The 21,424-nt window shown below is 69.2% G+C and carries 21 protein-coding genes and 2 tRNA genes; 19 read left to right on the top strand and 4 right to left on the bottom strand.

Translation table 11 applies throughout. The features are described 5' to 3' along the window. Positions 1 to 4 precede the first annotated feature (4 nt). A complete protein-coding gene (gene uvrB, locus ACTJI8_RS00540) occupies positions 5 to 2,074 on the top strand; it encodes an excinuclease ABC subunit UvrB (protein ID WP_440731479.1) in 2,070 nt (689 codons plus the stop codon). 37 nt (positions 2,075 to 2,111) lie between these two features. Beyond that, positions 2,112 to 2,444: a TfoX/Sxy family protein gene (locus ACTJI8_RS00545; RefSeq protein WP_440731480.1), complete on the top strand. Its 333-nt coding sequence runs from the start codon at positions 2,112 to 2,114 to the stop codon at positions 2,442 to 2,444. A 130-nt stretch (positions 2,445 to 2,574) separates the two neighbouring features. Here ACTJI8_RS00545 and ACTJI8_RS00550 read toward each other — a convergent pair whose 3' ends face one another. Continuing rightward, positions 2,575 to 2,820, bottom strand: coding sequence for a hypothetical protein (locus ACTJI8_RS00550; protein WP_440731481.1), 246 nt, complete (start codon positions 2,818 to 2,820; stop codon positions 2,575 to 2,577). 48 nt (positions 2,821 to 2,868) lie between these two features. Here ACTJI8_RS00550 and ACTJI8_RS00555 point away from each other — a divergent pair, with 48 nt between their 5' ends. The 16 genes from ACTJI8_RS00555 to ACTJI8_RS00630 all read left to right on the top strand — a co-directional run bounded on the left by ACTJI8_RS00555 (position 2,869) and on the right by ACTJI8_RS00630 (position 19,026). Beyond that, positions 2,869 to 3,309, top strand: a complete 441-nt coding sequence (locus ACTJI8_RS00555; protein WP_440732414.1) for a MarR family winged helix-turn-helix transcriptional regulator — start codon at positions 2,869 to 2,871, stop codon at positions 3,307 to 3,309. A gap of 80 nt (positions 3,310 to 3,389) precedes the next feature. Continuing rightward, positions 3,390 to 4,097 (top strand): DUF4129 domain-containing protein, encoded by a 708-nt coding sequence (locus ACTJI8_RS00560; RefSeq protein ID WP_440731482.1) that lies wholly within the window; start codon positions 3,390 to 3,392, stop codon positions 4,095 to 4,097. Next, on the top strand, positions 4,094 to 4,585 hold the full coding sequence (locus ACTJI8_RS00565; protein ID WP_440731483.1) for a hypothetical protein: 492 nt from the start codon (positions 4,094 to 4,096) through the stop codon (positions 4,583 to 4,585). Before ACTJI8_RS00560 ends, ACTJI8_RS00565 begins: the two co-directional genes overlap by 4 nt. Before the next feature lie 2 nt (positions 4,586 to 4,587). After that, on the top strand, positions 4,588 to 5,586 hold the full coding sequence (locus ACTJI8_RS00570) for an AAA family ATPase (RefSeq protein ID WP_440731484.1): 999 nt from the start codon (positions 4,588 to 4,590) through the stop codon (positions 5,584 to 5,586). Then, positions 5,583 to 6,890 carry a DUF58 domain-containing protein gene (locus ACTJI8_RS00575; protein WP_440731485.1) on the top strand — a complete coding sequence of 436 codons (1,308 nt, stop codon included), beginning with the start codon at positions 5,583 to 5,585 and terminating at the stop codon, positions 6,888 to 6,890. Before ACTJI8_RS00570 ends, ACTJI8_RS00575 begins: the two co-directional genes overlap by 4 nt. Next, on the top strand, positions 6,887 to 7,450 hold the full coding sequence (locus tag ACTJI8_RS00580; RefSeq protein WP_440731486.1) for a hypothetical protein: 564 nt from the start codon (positions 6,887 to 6,889) through the stop codon (positions 7,448 to 7,450). Before ACTJI8_RS00575 ends, ACTJI8_RS00580 begins: the two co-directional genes overlap by 4 nt. A 46-nt stretch (positions 7,451 to 7,496) precedes the next feature. Beyond that, the gene (uvrA, locus tag ACTJI8_RS00585) at positions 7,497 to 10,415 is read left to right on the top strand and encodes an excinuclease ABC subunit UvrA (RefSeq protein ID WP_440731487.1); all 2,919 of its coding nucleotides are present in this window, start codon (positions 7,497 to 7,499) and stop codon (positions 10,413 to 10,415) included. Then, on the top strand, positions 10,415 to 12,406 hold the full coding sequence (gene uvrC / locus ACTJI8_RS00590; protein WP_440731488.1) for an excinuclease ABC subunit UvrC: 1,992 nt from the start codon (positions 10,415 to 10,417) through the stop codon (positions 12,404 to 12,406). The genes uvrA and uvrC overlap by 1 nt, the downstream gene beginning before the upstream one ends. A 27-nt stretch (positions 12,407 to 12,433) precedes the next feature. After that, positions 12,434 to 13,303, top strand: a complete 870-nt coding sequence (gene rapZ, locus ACTJI8_RS00595; protein WP_440731489.1) for an RNase adapter RapZ — start codon at positions 12,434 to 12,436, stop codon at positions 13,301 to 13,303. A gap of 86 nt (positions 13,304 to 13,389) precedes the next feature. Further along, complete coding sequence (gene whiA, locus ACTJI8_RS00600; protein WP_440731490.1) at positions 13,390 to 14,367, top strand: DNA-binding protein WhiA; 978 nt, start codon at positions 13,390 to 13,392, stop codon at positions 14,365 to 14,367. A 198-nt stretch (positions 14,368 to 14,565) separates the two neighbouring features. Beyond that, positions 14,566 to 15,192, top strand: coding sequence for a superoxide dismutase (locus ACTJI8_RS00605; protein ID WP_440731491.1), 627 nt, complete (start codon positions 14,566 to 14,568; stop codon positions 15,190 to 15,192). 100 nt (positions 15,193 to 15,292) lie between these two features. Then, a complete protein-coding gene (gene gap, locus ACTJI8_RS00610; RefSeq protein ID WP_440731492.1) occupies positions 15,293 to 16,303 on the top strand; it encodes a type I glyceraldehyde-3-phosphate dehydrogenase in 1,011 nt (336 codons plus the stop codon). Positions 16,304 to 16,313: 10 nt separating this feature from the next. Then, positions 16,314 to 17,540 (top strand): phosphoglycerate kinase, encoded by a 1,227-nt coding sequence (locus ACTJI8_RS00615; protein ID WP_440731493.1) that lies wholly within the window; start codon positions 16,314 to 16,316, stop codon positions 17,538 to 17,540. Next, positions 17,531 to 18,322, top strand: a complete 792-nt coding sequence (gene tpiA, locus ACTJI8_RS00620) for a triose-phosphate isomerase (protein WP_440731494.1) — start codon at positions 17,531 to 17,533, stop codon at positions 18,320 to 18,322. The genes ACTJI8_RS00615 and tpiA overlap by 10 nt, the downstream gene beginning before the upstream one ends. A 99-nt stretch (positions 18,323 to 18,421) precedes the next feature. Next, positions 18,422 to 18,670 carry a preprotein translocase subunit SecG gene (gene secG / locus ACTJI8_RS00625; protein WP_251441808.1) on the top strand — a complete coding sequence of 83 codons (249 nt, stop codon included), beginning with the start codon at positions 18,422 to 18,424 and terminating at the stop codon, positions 18,668 to 18,670. Continuing rightward, positions 18,670 to 19,026 (top strand): RNA polymerase-binding protein RbpA, encoded by a 357-nt coding sequence (locus ACTJI8_RS00630; RefSeq protein WP_045272527.1) that lies wholly within the window; start codon positions 18,670 to 18,672, stop codon positions 19,024 to 19,026. Before secG ends, ACTJI8_RS00630 begins: the two co-directional genes overlap by 1 nt. Positions 19,027 to 19,126: 100 nt before the next feature. On the opposite strand, the gene ACTJI8_RS00635 is transcribed toward ACTJI8_RS00630, so the two are convergent. From ACTJI8_RS00635 to ACTJI8_RS00645, 3 genes are all read right to left on the bottom strand, one after another. Further along, positions 19,127 to 20,446 carry a hypothetical protein gene (locus ACTJI8_RS00635; RefSeq protein WP_440731495.1) on the bottom strand — a complete coding sequence of 440 codons (1,320 nt, stop codon included), beginning with the start codon at positions 20,444 to 20,446 and terminating at the stop codon, positions 19,127 to 19,129. 144 nt (positions 20,447 to 20,590) lie between these two features. Further along, positions 20,591 to 20,959, bottom strand: a complete 369-nt coding sequence (locus tag ACTJI8_RS00640; RefSeq protein WP_440731496.1) for an A1S_2505 family phage non-structural protein — start codon at positions 20,957 to 20,959, stop codon at positions 20,591 to 20,593. A gap of 132 nt (positions 20,960 to 21,091) precedes the next feature. Further along, positions 21,092 to 21,165: transfer RNA gene (locus tag ACTJI8_RS00645), tRNA-Gly, on the bottom strand. Between the two features lie 130 nt (positions 21,166 to 21,295). On the opposite strand from ACTJI8_RS00645, the gene ACTJI8_RS00650 reads away from it, so the two are divergent. Then, a tRNA-Pro gene (locus ACTJI8_RS00650) sits at positions 21,296 to 21,369 on the top strand. Positions 21,370 to 21,424 lie beyond the last annotated feature (55 nt).

Genomic DNA, 21,424 nt, shown 5'->3' on the forward strand with positions numbered 1-21,424 from the left:
AGGGATGCAACCCACGCGTTCGGTCCGGCCGTTCGAAGTCGTCTCGGAGTACGTGCCCGCCGGTGATCAGCCGCAGGCCATCTCCGAGCTCGCGGCGCGCATCAACGCGGGTGAGACCGACGTGGTGTTGCTCGGCGCGACCGGAACCGGCAAGTCCGCGACCACGGCGTGGCTCATCGAGCAGGTGCAGCGCCCCACGCTGGTGCTCGCGCACAACAAGACGCTGGCCGCACAGCTGGCGAACGAGTTCCGCGACCTGATGCCGAACAATGCCGTCGAGTACTTCGTCTCGTACTACGACTACTACCAGCCCGAGGCCTACGTCCCGCAGACGGACACCTTCATCGAGAAGGACTCGTCGGTCAACGCCGAGGTGGAGCGGCTGCGTCACTCCACGACGAACTCGCTGCTCAGCCGCCGCGACGTGGTGGTCGTCTCCACGGTGTCGTGCATCTACGGGCTCGGCGCGCCGGAGGAGTACCTGCGGGCGATGGTCGCGCTGCAGGTGGGGGAGCGCTACGACCGCGATGCGCTGATCCGGCAGTTCATCGCCATGCAGTACAACCGCAACGATGTCGACTTCTCCCGCGGCAACTTCCGCGTGCGCGGCGACACGATCGAGATCATCCCCGTCTACGAGGAGCATGCGATCCGCATCGAGCTGTTCGGTGACGAGATCGAGGCGCTGTACTCGCTGCATCCGCTCACCGGAGAGGTGATCGCCAAGCTGGATTCCGTGCCGATCTTCCCCGCCTCGCACTATGTGGCCGGCACCGACGTCGTCCAGCGGGCGATCGGCCAGATCGAGGAGGAGCTCACAGAGCGGCTCGCCGAGCTCGAACGCCAGGGCAAGCTGCTCGAGGCGCAGCGGCTGCGCATGCGGACATCGTTCGACCTGGAGATGCTGCAGCAGCTCGGCTTCTGCTCCGGCATCGAGAACTACTCGCGGCACATGGATGGCCGCGAGGCGGGCGAGCCCCCGCACACGCTGCTGGACTTCTTCCCCGACGACTTCCTGCTCGTCATCGATGAGTCGCATGCGACGGTGCCCCAGATCGGAGCCATGTACGAGGGCGATGCATCCCGCAAGCGCACCCTCGTCGACCACGGCTTCCGGTTGCCCAGCGCGCTGGACAACCGCCCGCTGCGGTGGGATGAGTTCAAGAACCGGATCGGGCAGACCGTCTACCTCTCTGCGACCCCCGGCAAGTACGAGATGGGCATCGCCGACGGCGTCGTCGAGCAGATCATCCGGCCGACCGGGCTCGTGGATCCGGAGATCGTCGTGAAGCCCTCGAAGGGGCAGATCGACGACCTGCTCGAGGAGATCCGGCTGCGGGTCGAACGTGATGAGCGCGTGCTCGTCACCACGCTCACGAAGAAGATGGCGGAGGAACTCACCGACTTCCTCGGGGAGCACGGGGTCAGGGTCCGCTACTTGCACTCGGACGTCGACACTCTGCGCCGCGTCGAGCTGCTCACCGAGCTGCGGGCGGGTGTCTACGATGTGCTCGTCGGCATCAACCTGCTTCGCGAGGGCCTCGACCTGCCGGAGGTGTCGCTGGTCGCGATCCTCGATGCGGACAAGGAGGGGTTCCTCCGCAGCGGCACGTCACTCATCCAGACCATCGGCCGAGCGGCGCGCAACGTGTCCGGTCAGGTGCACATGTACGCCGACAACATGACCGACTCGATGAGCAAAGCGATCGAGGAGACCGAGCGCCGACGTGAGAAGCAGATCGCGTACAACACGGCGAACGGCATCGATCCTCAGCCGCTGCGCAAGCGCATCGCGGACATCACCGATGTGCTCGCGCGCGAAGGGGCGGACACCGCCGAGATGCTCGCCAAGCGCACCAAGTCCGGGCGAGGCAAGTCGCCGACTCCGAACCTGAGGCGCGTGGGCATCGCGGCCGAGGGTGCGGAGCAGCTCGAGGAGACGATCGCGGATCTGTCCGCGCAGATGCTGGCCGCGGCCGGGGAGCTGAAGTTCGAGCTCGCCGCGCGCCTGCGCGACGAGGTGCAGGACCTGAAGAAGGAGCTGCGTGCCATGGAGCGGGCCGGACACGCCTGACTCGATCGTGCAGAGCGCCCATGGCGGAGGAGGCCACATGGTGGACGCGTCGGTGGCTGAATTGGCCGACCGGATCCGCGCGCTGCTCGGCGGTGCGGATGACGTCGAGGAGCGCGCGATGTTCGGCAGTCGCGCCTTCCTCAGCGAAGGGCGGATCCTGGTGGGCGCGCGCAAGGGTGGGGTGCTGCTGGTGCGCGTCGGCGCGGAGCGCGGCGCGGTGCTGCTGACCGGGCAAGGAGTCGCTCGCGCGGTCATGGGCGCCCGCACCATGAGCGAGAACTGGCTCGACGTGGCGCCCGAGGCGATCGCCGACGACAGGGCGCTCATGGAATGGATAGATCTCGCGCGGGAGGACGCCGGTGCCGCGTGAGGCGGTTTCGGGCGGCGCCGGTGCGGGGTGATGCGCTTGTGGGAGGATGCCGGCGCGGCATGATGCGCTCGCTCGGGACGCGGGGGCGCGGGATCGCGACGCGATTCCGAGGTGACCTCGCCGGGCGGGCTCAGGGACAGTGCACGAGCGGCTTCGGGCCGCTGCGGTCGATCTCGTGCGCCGTCATCGGGGCGCCGCACAGCGGGCAGCCGCGCTGCGCGCGTTCCGCGGCTGACGGCGGCGGTGTCGCCTCGTAGGGGCCGACCGAGGCCGGGCCGGCGAAGCGGATCAGGTTGGTGTTGATCCATGCATAGAGGCCGCCCGCCTCACGGATGCGCTGCCGGAGCGGCGGTCGTTCCACGGGATTGTTCGTCATGATTATTAGTGTACTAATGATTAGGGCGGTTGGTAACATGTCGGGGTGATCGATCCCACCCCCGACGACCTGCTCCGCTTGGACAACCAGTTGTGCTTCGCCCTCGTGACGGCCGCGCGCAACGTGGTCGGTGTCTACCGGCCGATCCTCGAGCCCCTCGGTCTCACGCATCCCCAGTACCTGGCGATGCTGGCGCTGTGGGAGCAGTCTCCGCGGTCGCTGGGGGAACTGGCGACGGCCCTCGCCATGGATCCGGCGACGGCCTCGCCCCTCGTGAAGCGGCTCGAGTCCGACGGGCTGATAGAGCGTCAGCGCAGTGCCGCCGACGAACGCCGACTCGACATCGCTCTCACGTCGCGCGGCGCGGCACTGCGAACGCAAGCGTTGGACGTTCCCCGGCAGGTGATGGCGCGGCTCGGCATGACGGTGCCCGAAGTGGAAGCCGTGCGCGACGCGCTGAACCGGTTCGCCGGCGCTGTCGATCTCTGACGCTGTCTCTGCGCGGCCGGGCCCGCGACGGACGGTTCTCGGTGATCGCGGTGGCGGGTGTCAGCACGTAGGGTGAGGGAATGGTCCGCGACGACCGGCGCCTTCGCACCCTTCCGCTTTCGGGAATGTTCGCCGGTGTGGTGTTTCTGGCCGCGCTGCTCATGGCCATCTCGTCCCTGCAGGGAGTTCCGCAGTTCGGCGACATCGCCTTCGAGCATCGGATCCCGGCGCCGACCCCCGGGCCCGGCACTCAGACGCCCGGCGCCGGGGGAGCGGAGCTTCCCGACAGCCCGATCCTGGGCGTCGTCCTCGTCGTGATCGAACTCGTGGTCGCTCTCGGCTTCCTGCTGCTGCTCGCCTGGCTGTTCTGGCGCATGGCTCGTGCCCTCTGGGCCGGGCGCCCACTGAGCCGCGAGACCGGCAGCGCGGTCGAGGTCGGTGAGATCTCGGGGGGCGGAGAAGAGCCGGTGGATGCGGGGGCGATCCGCACGGCGGCGGCGGACGCGCAGGAGGAGATCGACGGGCACCGTGACCCCGGTGATGCGATCGTCGCTGCCTGGGTGCGCCTCGAGGAGGCATCGGCTCGCGCCGGGCGGGCCCGAGTGCCGTCCGAGACGCCGGGGGAGTTCACGCTGCGGATCCTGCGCCGGCGGCCGGGACTGGACGGCGAGCTGGAGACCCTGCTCGGACTCTACGAATCCGTGCGCTTCGGCGGCGCGCGGGCCGATGAGACCGGGCGCGCCACCGCGCGTCGGTGCCTCGCGACCATCGAGGAGGCCTGGCGGTGAAGCGGTGGATCGTGCTGGTCGTGCTGTGGATCGTCATCGGCGTTCCCGTCGCGTTGCTGCTCAGCTTCCTCGGCGTCCCGCTCCCGTTCGGGATCGCATGGATCCTCGCCTTCGCCGCCGCGCTCCTGATCGCGCAGCAGAGCTTCCTCGATGAGTCCGGTCCGTGGCCTCCGCCACCACCCGAACAGTTCCAGCGCGGGTCCGATGTCTCTCGCCTCGCCTGGGCCGTGGACGCCCGCACCGGCGTCGTGGGGATCTCGCTGCGCCGTCGCGTCACCGCGCTTGCCGACCGGCGTCTGCGCGAGCACGGGCTGACCGCGCAGGACGCGGACGCCGACGCGGTCGACACGATCCTCGGACCGGGCTCGCACGCCGTGCTCGTGGCCGCCGAGATGCGCCGTCCCGATCTCGAACGGCTCCTGCGCGCACTGGAGCAACCGACCGTCCCCTCGACCCGACCCCTGTCCGCCACGACGACCACGGAGTGAGCATGAGCATCGATCCGACCAGAGACGGCGATGCCGCCGCCATCACCGATGCGGCGGCGCGAGTACTCGCGGGCGTGCGCACCGCGGTCGTCGGCATGGACGAGCCGCTGACGCTGGCTCTGGCCACGATCCTCGCCGGTGGTCATGTGCTGTTCGAGGACGTCCCAGGTCTGGGCAAGACGCTCGCCGCCCGCAGCCTCGCGGCGGCGCTCGGGTTGGAGTTCCGACGGCTGCAATGCACGCCGGACATGCTCCCGGGCGACGTCACCGGATCCTTCGTGTACGCCCCGGACTCGGGGGAGTTCCGATTCCGCCCCGGTCCGATCTTCACCGGCCTGCTGCTCGCGGACGAGATCAACCGCACCACGCCGAAGACCCAGTCCGCGATGCTCGAGGCGATGGCGGAGCGTCAGGTGACGGTCGAGGGACGGCGGTACCCCCTGCCCGACCCGTTCCATGTGATCGCGACATCGAACCCGATCGAATACGAGGGCACGTACGCGTTGCCCGAAGCGCAGCTGGACCGGTTCATGGTGCGGCTCGCGGTGGGGTACCCGGAGCCCGAGAACGAGGCGGGCATCGTCGAACAGCGCATCCGTCGGCAGCGGGAGCACACGGAGGTGGACGCCGTGATCGACGCCGTGGAGCTGCTCGCGCTCCAGGCGGCAGTCGAACGGATCCACGTCGAGGACGACCTGATCCGCTATGCCGTGCACCTTGCCCGTGCCACCCGTACTGCGCAGAACGTCGCGGTCGGGGCCTCGCCGCGTGGATCGCAGGCGCTGATCCTGCTCGCACGGGCCGTCGCGGCCATCGAAGGACGGGGCTACGTGCGCCCCGACGACGTCAAGCGCATCGCGGTCCCGGTGCTCGCGCACCGGCTGACCCTCACACCTCAGGCGTGGGCGCAGGGCGTGGATCCGGCGGGCGTCGTCGCCGCGGTCGTCAACGCGACCCCCGTGCCGCCGACGGTGGCGGAAGCGGGTGCGATCCGCACATGACTGAGAGCCACTCGACGCTGCGCGCGTGGTTGGACTGGCAGCGCACGCCCATCCTGGCTGCGGCGTTCGCCGGGGCGGTTCTCCTCGCGGGCGCGGGCCTGGTGTTCGGCCGTCCCGACGTGATCGCCGCAGGGCTCCCGCTCGCGCTCGCCGGGGTGTGGGCGCTGGCGCGACCGCCTCGATCGACGTCGATGGAGATCGAGTTGAGCGTGGACGCGGCGGCGGACCGGGAATCCGTGCAGGGCCGGATCGAGGTCGTGACGGACGCGGAGTGGATCCAACTCGCCGTCGATCAGGGCGGCGAGCGCACGGGCGAGGTCGAGACGTGCCAGGGGGAGGCGGCGCGCACCCGCACCCGGACGCTGCATTCCGGTCCGTCCGAGGCGCTCGCCGTCTCAGCCCGGGCGCTGCAGCACGACGGCGCCTGGGCGAGCGCGCCGACGGCGCGTCTCTCTGCCATGTGGGCGGCAGCGCCGCGGACGCGGCGGGTCGCCGAGCTCCCGCTCTCATCGCGTCTGATCGGTCTGCACGGCGCCCACGACGGGCAGCGCGGAGGCACCGGTGGCGACTTCCGCGATATTCATCCGTACGCGCCGGGCGATGAGCTGCGCCGCGTGGACTGGCGTGCGACGGCGCGAATGGCCCGGCGTCCCGGCGAACTGCTGGTGCGGCGCACGAACGCGTTGAGCGACAGTGCCGTGGTCATCGCGCTGGACACCGCGGACGACCTGGGTGCGGTGGTGGCGACCTGGGGCAGCGGCGCGACCGCGCACAGCGGCCCCACATCGATGGACTTCGGGCGGGAAGCCGCGCTGTCAGTCGCGACAGCGGCGATCGGGGCCGGTGACCGCGTCGCATTCCATGCGCTCTCACCGGGCGGCCGTTCGCTGCGCAGCGGATCCGGCGCCCGGCATCTGGAACGGCTGCGCGGCGTGATCGCCGGCACCGGCGTGGACGGCGACGGCACTCGGTACCGGCGCACACCGCCGGTGCCGCCGGGGTCCATCGTGTTCGTGCTCTCGACGTTCTTCGACGGGGTCGCGGCGGATCTCGCGCTGCGCTGGAGCGCGGGAGGACAGGCTGTCGTGGCGATCGACGTACTGCCGGCGCCGCGGACGCAGCGGCTGACCCCGGCGCAGAACCTCGCGATGCGCACCCTGCTGCTCGAACGTGCCGGCGTGCTCGAGGATCTCCGCGGCGCCGGAGTCGAGGTGATCTCCTGGGATGCGGGCGATCCGATGGCGGCCCTCCGGATCGCGGCCCGCACCGCGCGACGCGATCGCGGACGCGGAGCGCGGAGATGAGGGGTCCGCATGAGCTGATCGCGCCGGGTTCGCTACCGGCACCGGTGCTGCGCATCGGCACAGCGGCGATCATCACCGGCGGCGTTCTGCTGCTGAACCCGTATCCGCTGTGGTGGTGGGTGGCGGGAGGCGCATCGCTGCTCTCGGTGATCGTCCCACGATCGATGGGGTCCTGGATCGGCATCGCGTGCATGGCTGTGGGCATGATCCTGACCGAGCCGTCGGCCGGCCGCACGGCCCTGGCGGTCCTGCTGATCCATGCCGCGCACGTCCTCGCCGCCTGGGCGTGGGCCGTGCCGTGGCGCTCCCGCATCCGTCCCGCCGTGCTGCTGCCCGGCGTGCGCCGTCTGCTTCTGATCCAGGCGATCGCGCAATCGGCCGCGACGCTCATGCTGCTCGCCGTGCCGCCGTTGCACGGACCCGGATTCGCCTGGCTGGCGCCGCTCGGCGCCGCCGTTCTCACCGGGGTGAGCGCCGCTGTTCTGCGGGTCTCGTGGGGGCCCGATCCCGCGCCGAAGACGCCTTCCAGCTCCCCGCCCGACGCTGATCGGATGCGCTGAGGGGCCTTCCGGATCCAATGTCGGCGGCCGCTCCTAGACTTGACGGGTGCCGATCGTACCCGTAACCAGCCCCGGAAGACTCAGCGTCCGAGGCGCTCGTGTCCACAACCTCCGCAACGTCGACCTCGAGATCCCGCGCGACTCGCTGGTGGTCTTCACCGGTCTTTCCGGATCCGGGAAGTCGAGCCTGGCGTTCGACACGATCTTCGCCGAAGGGCAGCGCCGTTACGTCGAGTCCCTCAGCGCGTACGCCCGCCAGTTCCTCGGACAGGTCGACCGGCCCGACGTCGACTTCATCGAGGGGCTGAGCCCGGCGGTGTCGATCGACCAGAAGTCGACGAACCGCAACCCGCGCTCCACGGTCGGCACGATCACCGAGATCTACGACTACATGCGCCTGCTCTGGGCGCGCATCGGCGTCCCGCACTGCCCCCAATGCGGTGAGCGGATCCAGCGGCAGACGGTGCAGCAGATCGCGGATCAGCTGATGGAGTTGCCCGAGCGCACCCGGTATCAGATCGTCGCACCCGTGGTGAGCCAGAAGAAGGGCGAGTTCGTCGACCTGTTCCGCGAGCTCGGGGCCAAGGGCTATGCGCGCGCGATCGTCGATGGCGAGCTCGTGCAGCTGGCCGAGCCCCCCGTGCTGAAGAAGAGCTACAAGCACGACATCGGCGTGGTCGTGGACCGCCTCGTGGCGGCTCCCGACATCCTCGGCCGGGTCACCGACTCGGTGGAGACCGCGCTGGGTCTCGCGGGCGGTGTCGTCCAGGTGAACTTCGTGGACGAGGAGGGCGACGACGCCTGGCAGTCGTTCTCGGAGAAGCTGGCGTGCCCCAACGGGCACCCGATCACGCTCACCGAGATCGAGCCGCGCACCTTCTCCTTCAACGCGCCGTTCGGCGCATGCCCCGCCTGCTCCGGTCTCGGCACCCGGATGTCGGTGGATCCCGAGCTCATGCTCGGCGACGAGACCCTGTCGATCCGCGAGGGCGCGATCATCCCCTGGACGACGCAGGGCAAGGGCCTGTTCCAGTACTACGAGCGCTTGCTCGAAGGCCTCGCGGTCGACCTCGACTTCTCTCTCGACACGCCCTGGCACAAGCTGCACTCCGATGTGAAGGAGGCGGTGCTGCACGGTGAGAACTACAAGGTCACCGTGAAGTGGAAGAACCGGTACGGCCGTGAGATGCGCTACTCCTCCGGCTTCGAGGGCGTGGTGCCCTACATCGAGCGGCAGTACCAGCAGGCGGAGAGCGACACCCAGCGCAGCCGCTGGGGCGAGTACCTGCGCGAGGTGCCCTGCCCCGTCTGCAACGGCGACCGGCTCAAGCCGGAGGTCCTGGCCGTGCGGGTGCACGGGCACTCGATCGCCGAGGTGTCGCACAAGAGCCTCGCCGAGGCGCAGCAGTTCATGCAGCGCCTCGAGCTGAGCCCGCGCGAGGCGAAGATCGCCGCGCAGGTGCTGCGCGAGATCCGGCTTCGACTCGACTTCCTGCTGCAGGTCGGCCTGTCCTACCTGAACCTGAGCCGTTCGGCCGGGTCCCTCTCCGGCGGCGAGGCTCAGCGCATCCGCCTCGCGACCCAGATCGGATCCGGGCTGACCGGCGTGCTCTACGTGCTCGACGAGCCGTCGATCGGTCTGCACCAGCGCGACAACCGGCGGCTCATCGAGACGCTGCTGACGCTCCGCGACCTCGGCAACACCCTCATCGTGGTCGAGCACGACGAGGAGACGATCGAGGCGGCGGACTGGGTGGTGGACATCGGCCCGGGCGCCGGTGTGAACGGCGGCCTGGTCGTGCATTCCGGTCCCTACGAGGCGCTGCTGCGTGAGAAGGCCTCGATGACGAGCGACTACCTGGCGGGACGTCGTGAGATCGTCACGCCGAAGAAGCGCCGTCGGATCGATCGCAAGCGCATGCTCAGCGTGGTCGGGGCGAAGGAGAACAACCTCCGCAACGTGACGGCGGACTTCCCCCTCGGGGTGCTCACGGCTGTCACCGGCGTGAGCGGATCCGGCAAGTCCTCGCTTGTCAACGACATCCTGTATCGAGTGCTCGCATCGCGGCTCAACGGGGCGCGCACGGTGCCCGGCAAGCACGTCAGGGTCACCGGCCTCGACAACCTGGACAAGGTCGTGCACGTCGACCAGGCCCCGATCGGACGCACCCCGCGCTCGAACCCGGCCACCTACACGGGCGTGTTCGACCGGATCCGCACGCTGTTCAGCGAGACGCCCGAGGCGAAGGTGCGCGGCTACCAGCCGGGCCGGTTCAGCTTCAACGTCAAGGGCGGGCGCTGCGAGGCGTGCTCGGGCGACGGCACGATCAAGATCGAGATGAACTTCCTGCCCGACGTGTACGTGGACTGCGAGGTCTGTCACGGCAAGCGGTACAACCGCGACACTCTGGCCGTGCACTACAAGGGCAAGAACATCGCCGAGGTGCTCGAGATGCCGATCGAGGAGGCCGCCGAGTTCTTCGAGCCGATCCAGGCGATCCACCGCTACATGAAGACGCTCGTCGATGTCGGGCTCGGCTACGTGCGGCTGGGCCAGTCGGCCACGACCCTGTCCGGCGGCGAGGCGCAGCGCGTCAAGCTCGCCACCGAGCTCCAGCGTCGCAGCAACGGCCGCTCGATCTACGTGCTCGACGAGCCCACCACGGGCCTGCACTTCGAGGACGTGCGCAAGCTCCTCGAAGTGCTGAACGGACTCGTGGACAAGGGCAACACGGTCATCGTGATCGAGCACAACCTGGACGTCATCAAGTCGGCGGACTGGGTGATCGACCTCGGTCCCGAAGGCGGATCCGGCGGCGGTCAGATCATCGCGACCGGTACGCCGGAGCAGGTGGCGCGCAACGCCGACAGCCACACCGGCGTGTTCCTCGCCGAGGTCCTCGGCACGGCACCGGCCGGAGCGCGCCCCGGCGCGCAGCGCGTGCTCGAGCGCAAGGCGGGTTGATGGCCGAAGAACTCCCGTACAAGCCGAGGCAGGGGGAGATCCCGACCGATCCCGGGGTGTACCGCTTCCGCGACGCGCAGGGCAGGGTGCTCTACGTCGGCAAGGCGAAGAACCTGCGGCAGCGGCTGTCGAACTACTTCGCGCCGCTGCGCACCCTGCACGAGCGCACGCGGCGCATGGTCACCACGGCCGCGTCGGTGGAGTGGACCGTGGTGCCGACCGACGTCGACTCCCTGCAGCTCGAGTACATGTGGATCAAGGAGTTCGATCCGCCGTTCAACGTGCGCTACAAGGACGACAAGTCCTACCCGTTCATGGCGATCACGCTCGCCGACGAGGCGCCGCGCGTGATCGTCACCCGCAACCGGCGGATCCCCGGCGCGAAGTACTTCGGGCCGTATCCGAAGGTCTGGGCGGTGCACGACACCATCGATCTGATGATCAAGGTGTTCCCGATCCGCACCTGCAGCGACGCCAGTTATCGCAAGGCGATGCAGACCGGGCGACCATGCTTCCCGGGCCAGATCGGCAAGTGCGGCGGGCCGTGCTCCATGAAGGTCACGATCGCCGAGCACCGGGCGATGGTCGACGACTTCATCGCCTTCATGGAGGGCGGCGACGAGCGCTTCACCCGCGACCTGACGCGGCGGATGCACGAGGCGTCGGCGGCGATGGACTACGAGAGCGCCGCGAAGTATCGCGATCAGCTCTCCTCGATCGAGGCGGTGCTGGGTCGCAGCGCCTTGGTGCTGCCGCAGGACGAGGATGCCGACCTGTTCGGCATCGCCGAGGACGAGCTGTCCGCCGCGATCCAGCACTTCGTGATCCGCGGCGGGCGTGTGCGCGGTGTCCGTGCGTCCACGCTCGACAAGGAGATCGACATCTCGGGCGCGGAGCTCGTGGACCAGATCCTGCAGCGCGTGTATGGCGAGGCGAGCGGCGAGCAGGTGCCACGGCGTGTGCTCGTGCCGTCGCTGCCGGACGACACCGTCGAGCTCGAGGAGTGGCTCCGGGAGCGGCGCGGCAAGAAGGTGGAGATCGCCGTCGCGCAGCGCGGGCAGCGTGCGGAGCTGATGCGCAACGCCACTCTCAACGCGCAACAGGCGCTCATCCGCCACAAGACCCGGCGCTCCAGCGACTACACGACGCGCACCCAGGCGCTCACCGACCTGCAGGACGCGCTCGGCCTCGACGAGGCGCCTTTGCGGATCGAGTGCTACGACATCTCGCATCTGAGCGGCACGAACGTGGTGGCGTCGATGGTCGTGTTCGAGGACGGCCTTCCGCGCAAGGACCAGTACCGCTCGTTCAACATCGCCGAGACCACGGACGACACCGACTCGATGTACCAGGTTCTCACGCGCCGGCTCGCGCACATCGACGCACCCGAGGAGACCGCGGAGACCGCGGCTTTCGACGAGAACGGCGAAGAACTCGTCGTCACCGAACGCCGCAAGCCGCGGTTCGCCTACCCGCCGCAGTTGCTCATCGTCGACGGCGGCAAGCCCCAGGTCGAGGCGGCGGCGCGGGCGCTCCGCGATGCCGGCCGCAGCGACATCGGCCTGTGCGGCATCGCCAAGCGCCTCGAGGAGCTGTGGCTGCCGGGGGAGGACTATCCCGTGATCCTGCCGCGGACGAGCGAGGCCCTCTACCTCGTGCAGCGCCTGCGCGACGAAGCGCACCGCTTCGCGATCACCCATCAGCGCAAGCGTCGCCGGCGCGACATCGCCTCGATCCTCGCCGAGGTCCCGGGGCTCGGTGCGGCACGGATCAAGACGCTCCTTCGCCACTTCGGATCCGTCGCCGCATTGCGCCGCGCGGATGCCGCCGAGATCCAGGAGGTGCAGGGGATCGGGCCGACCCTCGCCGAGGCGATCCGCGTGCATCTTGCCGGGTCGGCCGCAGTGTCAGGATCCCGAGAGGGAGTCGAATCCGTCCTGGTCGGCGCTGGATCCGATTCCGATGCCGCTCAGACTCCGCCTTCTGGCTAGGCTGGACACGAGCGAGGAGGAGAGCAGATGAGCGCCGACCAGGGTGAGTTCCTGATCGTCACCGGAATGTCGGGCGCCGGGCGCTCGACGGTCGCGAACGCTCTCGAGGACCTCGGCTGGTACGTGGTCGACAACCTCCCGCCGCAGATGCTCCGTCCCCTGCTCGATCTCGCCAACCTCGGCGGTGCGGCTCTGCCGAAGGTTGCTGCGGTCGTGGACGTGCGCGGGCGCGATCTCTTCGACGGCTTCCCCGGAGTGGCTCGCGCGCTGCGCGAGCACGGATCCGTGCAGGTGGTGTTCCTCGACGCCTCCGATGACGTGCTGGTGCGCCGCTTCGAGTCGGTCCGGCGTCCGCACCCGCTGCAGGGCGACGGGACGCTGCTCGATGGCATCCGCACCGAGCGGACCAGGGTCGCCCCTCTGCGCGAAGCCGCCGACATCATCATCGACACCTCGAGCCTGAACGTGCATCAGCTGGCCACCAAGGTCAACGAGGTGTTCGCCGAGGAGGGCGCCGCGCGCCACAAGCTGACCGTCATGAGCTTCGGCTTCAAGTACGGGCTGCCTTCGGATGCGGACCTCGTGGCCGACATGCGCTTCCTGCCCAACCCGTTCTGGATCGACGAGCTGCGCGGCTCCACGGGTCTGGATTCCGAGGTGCGCGACTACGTGCTCACCCGTGACGGCGCGCAGGAGTTCCTCGACGCCTACACGGCCGCGCTGCGCCCGGTGCTGGAGGGGTATCAGCGCGAGAACAAGAGCCATTCGATGGTCGCCATCGGCTGCACGGGCGGCAAGCACCGTTCGGTCGCGATGGTCGAGGAGCTCGCCGCGCGTCTGGGGCAGATCCCAGGGGTCGCGGTGACCGTCCGGCACCGCGATCTCGGGCGAGAGTGAGGCGGACCCGGCCGGTGATGAGCGCCGCGGCCGGGTAAACTGATCCCTTGTGCCGAGATCCGGCGCCGCCCGTGAGAAGGAGACCCGTGGCACTCACCACCGACGTCAAGGCCGAGCTCGTCAGCATCCGGAACGCACCCCCTTCGGTGCGCGTCGCGGAGGTGACGGCGGTGCTGAGGTTCGCCGGGGGGCTGCACCAGATCGCCAACCGCATCGCGGTCGAGGCGGAGGTGGATGCGGAGCTGCTCGCACGGCGTGTCGCCCGTGACCTTGCCGAGCTTTTCGGCGTCCGTCCCGAGATCGCCCCGATCCAGGGCGCTTCCAGCCACGACGGCGCCAAATACGCCGTGCGGGTGATCGCCGCGGGCGAGACCCTCGCCCGGCAGACGGGGCTGCTCGACCAGCGCCGCCGTCCGGTGCGCGGCCTGCCCAACCGCCTCACCACCGGATCGCGCGAGGAACTCGCCGGCCTGTGGCGAGGGGCCTTCCTCGCAGCAGGGTCGCTCAGCGAGCCCGGGCGCTCGGCCGTGCTCGAGGTCGCGTGCCCGTCGTCCGAGGCGGCGATGGCCCTCGTCGGCGCCGCACACCGGATCGGCATCGCCGCGAAGGCGCGAGAGGTACGCGGCATGCCGCGCGTCGTCATCCGCGAACCTGAGGGCATCCGCGCCGTGCTCGCCTTGATGGGCGCGTCCAAGACCGCCGCCGCGTGGGAGGAGATGCGTCAGCGCCGCGAGGTGCGCGCCGGCGTCAACCGGCTGGTGAACTTCGACGACGCGAATCTGCGCCGTTCCGCCCAGGCCGCGGTCGCCGCCTGCGCCCGCGTCGAGCGCGCGCTCGAGATCCTCGGCGACGACGTGCCGGAGCACCTCCAGACGGCAGGTGCGCTGCGCCTCGCGCACCGCGACGCCAGCCTCGACGAGCTCGGCCACCACGCCGATCCGCCCCTCACGAAGGACGCCGTCGCGGGCCGCATCCGCCGCCTTCTCGCGATGGCCGACAAGCGCGCTCAGACCGAGGGGATCCCGGGCACCGAAGCCGCCGTGCCCGCCGGTTTCGACGTCTGACACGTCGTATCGAGGGCCTGCGTTCCGGTCTGTGGAAACACGCCCGGACGCAGGCCCTCGTCGTCGTCACATCCGGAAGGATCCGGACAATCCGCGCGTTGCCGTCATTAGGATGAAAGACGTCCGCCCCGTGCGCACCACCGCGTTTCGGGGGACCGGCAAGCGCCGCGAGCGCGGCGCGGATTGGATGACATCGACATGGCGATCTACACGCTGCCCGACCTTCCGTACGATTTCGCGGCCCTCGAGCCGCACATCAGCGGCAAGATCATGGAGCTGCACCATGACAAGCACCACGCTGCCTACGTCGCCGGAGCGAACGCGGCGCTCGAGTCCCTCGCCGAGGCCCGCGAGAGCGGCAACCTGGCGAACGTGAACAAGCTTGAGAAGGACCTCGCGTTCAACCTCGGCGGACACGTCAACCACTCGATCTTCTGGACCAACCTGTCGCCGAACGGCGGCGGTCAGCCTGAGGGCGAGCTCAAGGCCGCCATCGACGAGTTCTTCGGATCCTTCGAGAAGTTCCAGGCGCACTTCACCGCCGCGGCCATGGGCATCCAGGGCTCCGGCTGGGCCGTGCTGAGCTGGGACCCGATCGGCGCCCGCCTGATCATCCAGCAGCTGTTCGACCAGCAGGGCAACACCGCGCAGGGCACGGTGCCGCTGTTCCAGCTGGACATGTGGGAGCACGCGTTCTACCTGGACTACCTGAACGTCAAGGCCGACTACGTCAAGGCCGCGTGGAACATCGCGAACTGGGAGAACGTCGCCCAGCGCCTCGCTGCCGCGCGCGAGAAGACCAACGGACTGCTGGTACTGTCGTAAAAGATGGGCGTCCTGATGGGCGAAAAACCCATCAGGACGCCGTTGTCCGCGCAATCCGCAAGAATCACGCACTTCCTTGAGTAAGAACCAGGAGACTTTCGTGTCTGTCAAGATCGGTATCAACGGCTTCGGCCGAATCGGACGCAACTACTTCCGCGCAGCCCTCGAGCAGGGCGCCGACCTCGAGATCGTCGCGGTCAACGACCTCACCGACAACAAGACCCTCGCGCACCTGCTGAAGTACGACTCCGTGGGCGGCGTGCTCAAGGCGGACGTGAGCTACGACGACGAGAGCATCACCGTCGACGGGCACCACATCAAGGCGTTCGCGGAGCGCGACCCCGCGAACCTGCCGTGGGGTGAGCTGGGCGTCGACATCGTCATCGAGTCGACCGGGTTCTTCACCAAGGCCGAGCTCGCGAAGAAGCACATCGAGGCCGGCGCCAAGAAGGTGCTGATCTCCGCTCCCGCGACCGGCGACGACGCGACCATCGTGATGGGCGTCAACGAGGAGACCTACAACCCGGAGACGGACCACATCATCTCCAACGCCTCCTGCACCACCAACTGCCTCGCGCCGCTGGCCAAGGTGTTCAACGACGAGTTCGGCATCGTCCGCGGCTTCATGATGACCGCGCACGCCTACACCGCCGACCAGAACCTGCAGGACGGCCCGCATAGCGACCTGCGCCGCGCCCGCGCCGCCGCGATCAACATCGTCCCGGCCTCGACCGGTGCGGCCAAGGCCATCGGCCTCGTGCTGCCGGAGCTGAACGGCAAGCTCAGCGGTTCCTCGTACCGTGTGCCCGTCCCCACCGGCTCGATCGTCGACCTGACGCTCATCACGGACCGCGAGGACCTGACGGCTGACGAGGTCAACGCCGCGTACGCGAAGGCCGCCGCCGAGGGTCGCCTCAACGGCTACCTGCAGTACAACGAGGACCAGATCGTCTCGAGCGACATCCAGGGCAACCCCTTCTCGTCGATCTTCGACTCGACGCTCACCAACGTCTCCGGCAACCTGGTCAAGGTCTCCAGCTGGTACGACAACGAGTGGGGCTACTCGAACCGTCTGGTCGACCTCACCGAGTACGTGGCCGAGCGGCTCTAAGCTCATATCCATGACTCTGCGCACCCTCGAATCCCTGAAGGAATCGGTCGGTTCGCTCGACGGAACGCGCGTCATCGTCCGTTGTGACCTCAACGTCCCTCTGCGGGACGGGGTCATCACGGACGATGGCCGTGTTCGAGCGTCGGTGCCGACTCTCAAAGCCCTCATCGACCAGGGGGCGCGCGTGATCGTATGCTCCCACCTCGGTCGTCCCGAGGGCGCCCCGGACCCCCAGTACAGCCTGGCGCCCGTCGCGGCGCGCCTGGGCGAGCTGCTCGGGCAGCCGGTCGCATTCGCGGCCGACACGGTCGGCGCCGCCGCGCAGGACGCCGTCGCGGCGCTCCAGCCCGGTGGCGTGGTCGTGCTCGAGAACCTCCGCTTCAACCCGGGCGAGACCTCGAAGGACGACGCCGAGCGCCGCGCCTTCGCGGAGCAGCTCGCGGCCCTCGGCGATGCGCTCGTCTCCGACGGGTTCGGAGTCGTACACCGCAAGCAGGCGAGCGTCTACGACCTCGCGCAGATTCTGCCGTCCGCGGCCGGTCTGCTCATCGAAGCCGAGCTGACGGTCCTCGACCGCCTCACCGAGAACCCCGAGCGCCCTTACACGGTCGTGCTCGGCGGGTCCAAGGTCTCCGACAAGCTCGGCGTGATCTCGCACCTGCTGCCGCGGGTCGACCGCCTCCTGGTCGGCGGCGGAATGCTGTTCACCTTCCTCGCGGCACAGGGCCACGCGGTCGCCTCCAGCCTTCTGGAGAAGGACCAGCTCGAAACGGTGCGCGGCTACATCTCCGAAGCAGCCGAGCGCGGCGTGGAGCTCGTGCTCCCCACCGACGTGGTCGTCGCGGCATCGTTCTCCGCGGATGCCGCTCACGAGGTCGCCGCCGCCGATGCCATCGAGGCGACGTCCTTCGGGGCCTCGGGCATCGGACTCGACATCGGGCCGGACAGTGCCGCCCGCTTCGCGGATGCGATCCGCGGATCCAAGACCGTCTTCTGGAACGGGCCCATGGGCGTGTTCGAGTTCCCGGCCTTCGCCGCCGGCACCAGAGCCGTCGCGGAGGCGCTGACCGAGACCGACGGCCTGAGCGTGGTCGGTGGCGGCGATTCCGCCGCAGCCGTGCGTCAGCTCGGTTTCGCGGATGATCAGTTCGGTCACATCTCGACGGGCGGCGGCGCGAGCCTCGAGTTCCTCGAGGGCAAGAAGCTTCCCGGACTGGAGGTCCTCGGATGGGCATGAACAGCAGAACCCCGCTGATCGCGGGCAACTGGAAGATGAACCTCGATCACCTGCAGGCGGTCGCATTCGTGCAGAAGCTGCACTGGACGCTCAAGGACGCCAAGCACGAAGACGGCACGGTCGAGGTGGCGGTCTTCCCGCCGTTCACCGACCTGCGCAGCGTGCAGACGCTGATCGACGCTGACAAGATCCCCTTCGCCTTCGGCGCGCAGGATCTGTCGCAGCACGATTCGGGGGCGTACACCGGCGAGATCTCCGGTGCGTTCCTGGCCAAGCTCGATGCGAGCTACGTCATCATCGGCCACTCGGAGCGACGCGAGTACCACGCGGAGAGCGATGAGATCGTGGCGGCCAAGACCAAGGCCGCACTCAAGCACGGTCTGGTTCCAGTGATCTGCGTCGGTGAGACGGCGGAGGACCTGGAGAAATTCGGCGCGAGCGCCGTGCCCGCAGGTCAGCTCGAGGCGGCGTTGCGGGGACTCGACGCGAAGGCGGACATCGTCGTCGCGTACGAGCCCGTCTGGGCCATCGGCTCGGGTCAGGCCGCGACTCCGCAGCAGGCGCAGGATGTCTGCGCGGTCCTGCGTGGAGTCATCGCGAAGGTCCTCGGCGACGAGGCGGCCGCGCGGACTCGCATCCTCTACGGCGGCTCGGTGAAGTCGGCGAACATCGCCGGGTTCATGCGCGAGCCCGACGTGGACGGCGCACTGGTCGGTGGAGCGAGCCTGGTCGTCGACGAGTTCGCTGCGATCGTCCGCTATCAGAAGCACGTCGGGGTGTGACACGCGTCTCCGCCCCGAGCGGCGGAGACGTCTCGACGTATAATTGACCGTTACCCGGGATCCCGCGCGCCCGTGCGGGCCCGAGCGAAAGGCCGATCCGTGGATATTCTCCAGTTCATCCTGCAGGTACTGCTGGGCATCACCAGCGTCCTGCTGACCCTTCTGATCCTGCTCCACAAGGGGCGCGGCGGAGGCCTCTCCGACATGTTCGGCGGCGGCATGTCGTCCGCGGTCGGATCCAGCGGTCTCGCCGAGCGGAACCTCAACCGCTTCACGGTCGTTCTCGCTCTGGTCTGGTTCGTGGCGGTCGTCGGACTCGGCCTCATCACGAAGTTCGAGGCCATCTGATGGCGACCGGCGGCAACGCGATCCGCGGGACGAGGGTCGGATCGGGCCCCATGGGGGAGCAGGACCACGGCTATCACGCCGACCGCATCGCGATCTCGTACTGGGACGGGCTCGGCAACGAGACCGTGCGGTACTTCGCGGCGGGCCTGCCCGAGGAGGAGATCCCGGACATCATCGATCACCCGCACTCCGGACTTCCCGCCGGGCGGGACAAGGAGAACCCGCCGGAGATCGCGAAGGCGGAGCCCTACAAGACGCACCTCGCGTACGTGAAGGAACGCCGAACCGACGAGGAGGCCGAGCAGCTTCTCGGCGACGCCCTCGCACAGCTGCGCGAGCGGCGCGGTCAGTCCTGACTTCGTCGCGCACCGTCGCACCCGAGAGCCCCTGCTTCGGCAGGGGCTCTCGTCGTGTCCGGGCGACTTCGGACGGTGCGGACGACGAGGCGCGCCGGGTTCACCGGCAGCCGGCTGCGGTCTGGATCAGTGAATCGGGGGGAGAGCCGTAGGCGGAGGTGCCGTTGGCGTCGGACGTGAAGCCCATGCTGATCGCCCACGCGGTGGCCCAGGCCTCCGCCGTCTGATCGTTCGTCGTGTCGTACATCGTGCGGCAGCGGATCGTGATGGCGTGCCCGACCTCGTGGGCGACGATCGCGTGGGCGGCGTCGCTCGGCCATTCCTGGGCGATCGAGTTCGACAGCCGGATGGTCGCGTATCCGCCTCTGTCGTACCACCAGGCGGTCTCCCCGGAGAGGTAACCGTTGGATTCCCCCAGGCCGTTGATGAGGTCGGCCCATTCGAAGTCCAAGAGGAGGCCCGGGGCGAGAGACCGGGCGAACGCCTCCAGGTCGAGGCGGGACTGCTCGAGCGGCCCGGATTCGCTGGCGAGCGTGGCGGCGTGCGACTCCTGCAGCTTCTGCACGGCTTGAGCGAGGGCTGTGTAGTCCGCGGACACCCGGGGCTGGAACGGCGACGCGCGCTGCCTGACCTGGTCGACGGCGTAGCGGAGGTCGAGCACGGCGTCGTTGTCGGCGGGCACGTTCGCGGCCTCCGCGGCTGCAGCGCGACCCGCCGCCGCCGTGAGCGCGGTCGATGCCGTGGTGCGGGTTGCTTCGGTGGCGGTCCGCAGCGGCCCCTCGGCGGCGCTGAGCTTCTTCGCCCGGTCGCGGGCGCTCGCATCGAGCCTCTCGAGTCGTGCGGTGTCGGTGTTGACCTCCCAGAACCAGAACTTCCGTGTGCCCGCACGAGGGCGACTGCCGGGGATCAGCGCTGAGGCGGCCCTGGACTGCTCGGTGGACTGATGGGTGACGTCGGTGAGTATTGTGCGGTCCTCGGCGGTGAGCAGCCCGCCGTCCGCAACGGCGAGGACGGCGGTCGCCGCGTCGGTCACGCTGCGCGAACCTGAGAGGGCGGACTGGACCTGGCGCGTGACCTCGTCCTGATCGTCGAGTGCCTTGCTCAGCGAGGTGCTCTCGTGGTCGAAGCTCTGCCATGCCGTGAGCTCGAGGGCGGCCAACGCGCCCAGCATCAGCACGGCGACCGCGGGAGGCAGCACCCAGGCCAGGACGCGGCGCCGCCGGCGACGACGGGCGTCGGGGTCGGTGGGAGCGGTCTGCGTCGCGTCGGTGTCGTCTGTGCCCGTCTCGGGGTCGGAGGCGCTCGTGCCCAGCGGCGAGGCGCCGTCGAGGTACGGCGGGACCGCGCCGATCAGGGATGGAGCATCATCGACGTGCGACGGGGCGTCGTCGCCGCGCGGAGGGCGGGGCTCTTCCATCACGGTCCTGTCGTTCGGGGCCGAGGGGCCAGGCGATGCGGCGTGCGGCGGCTCGATGTCGTCGCAGGTGCGGACATCCTCTCATGCAGATCGGCCAAGCCGGGCCCGCTCGGACGCATGCGGTCGAGGCTGCTCGGCGCCGCGACCTCAGAGGAAGGCGACGAAGCTCGCCGGCACCGACACATTGTCAGGCAGGCCGGCGAACGACGGCGCGACTTGATCGGGCCTGTAGCCCGCGATCCCGCATCCGACCGGGGTGAGCAGGAAACGCAGGGCAGGGTGAGCGGTCGCGTATGCGACGAACCCCTGTGCTTCTGCGGCGAGGACCTCGAGCCCGCTCATGGTGTCGATGGCATAGGTCTGGCCGTGATGACCGTGCCCTTCACCCCACGCCGCGCCGAACCGCTCGTACGCGATCAGGGCGGCGCCGCCGCCATGAAGGCCCTCGGCGTTCGAGCCGAAGACGAACACCTGGTCCGGCTGGAGTGCCGTGATGCGCGCGGGGGTGATCTCCATGCCCGCTCCCTTCGACGCAGCGAACTCTACGCCGCGAACGGGAGAAGATGAGCCTGCCGTCGCGGATCGAGCGCATCCCGGCGATCGTCGGATCGGGATCCGCCTGAGATCCCTTGCAGGAGTAGGGAGAAGTGGAGGGGCTGACGAGAATCGAACTCGCATCATCTGTTTGGAAGACAGAGGCTTTACCACTAAGCTACAGCCCCGGATCCCTCGACGAGCGAGGGAACCGGCCCGCGCAACAACACCGCGGACTCCCACGAGCATACCTGACCGGCGGGGGTGCTCTGGTCCGTTAGACTCGTGGAGGCCGTTCCCGCGCGCGCGGGTCCTAACCGGGGCGTAGCTCAGCTTGGTAGAGCGCCCGCTTTGGGAGCGGGAGGTCGCAGGTTCAAATCCTGTCGCCCCGACGTTCACACACGTCGCACTCGCGTGGATCTCCGCGCGGGACATTCACAAGGAGAC

The sequence above is a fragment of the Microbacterium sp. 22303 genome (assembly GCF_052045265.1).
GTDB lineage: Bacteria > Actinomycetota > Actinomycetes > Actinomycetales > Microbacteriaceae > Microbacterium.

Coding starts and splice junctions, on each gene's coding strand:
- uvrB (WP_440731479.1), top strand. CDS start 5: ATGCAACCCACGCGTTCGGTCCGGCCGTTCGAAGTCGTCTCGGAGTAC.
- ACTJI8_RS00545 (WP_440731480.1), top strand. CDS start 2,112: ATGGTGGACGCGTCGGTGGCTGAATTGGCCGACCGGATCCGCGCGCTG.
- ACTJI8_RS00550 (WP_440731481.1), bottom strand. CDS start 2,820: ATGACGAACAATCCCGTGGAACGACCGCCGCTCCGGCAGCGCATCCGT.
- ACTJI8_RS00560 (WP_440731482.1), top strand. CDS start 3,390: ATGGTCCGCGACGACCGGCGCCTTCGCACCCTTCCGCTTTCGGGAATG.
- ACTJI8_RS00570 (WP_440731484.1), top strand. CDS start 4,588: ATGAGCATCGATCCGACCAGAGACGGCGATGCCGCCGCCATCACCGAT.
- ACTJI8_RS00575 (WP_440731485.1), top strand. CDS start 5,583: ATGACTGAGAGCCACTCGACGCTGCGCGCGTGGTTGGACTGGCAGCGC.
- ACTJI8_RS00580 (WP_440731486.1), top strand. CDS start 6,887: ATGAGGGGTCCGCATGAGCTGATCGCGCCGGGTTCGCTACCGGCACCG.
- uvrC (WP_440731488.1), top strand. CDS start 10,415: ATGGCCGAAGAACTCCCGTACAAGCCGAGGCAGGGGGAGATCCCGACC.
- rapZ (WP_440731489.1), top strand. CDS start 12,434: ATGAGCGCCGACCAGGGTGAGTTCCTGATCGTCACCGGAATGTCGGGC.
- ACTJI8_RS00605 (WP_440731491.1), top strand. CDS start 14,566: ATGGCGATCTACACGCTGCCCGACCTTCCGTACGATTTCGCGGCCCTC.
- ACTJI8_RS00615 (WP_440731493.1), top strand. CDS start 16,314: ATGACTCTGCGCACCCTCGAATCCCTGAAGGAATCGGTCGGTTCGCTC.
- tpiA (WP_440731494.1), top strand. CDS start 17,531: ATGGGCATGAACAGCAGAACCCCGCTGATCGCGGGCAACTGGAAGATG.
- ACTJI8_RS00630 (WP_045272527.1), top strand. CDS start 18,670: ATGGCGACCGGCGGCAACGCGATCCGCGGGACGAGGGTCGGATCGGGC.
- ACTJI8_RS00640 (WP_440731496.1), bottom strand. CDS start 20,959: ATGGAGATCACCCCCGCGCGCATCACGGCACTCCAGCCGGACCAGGTG.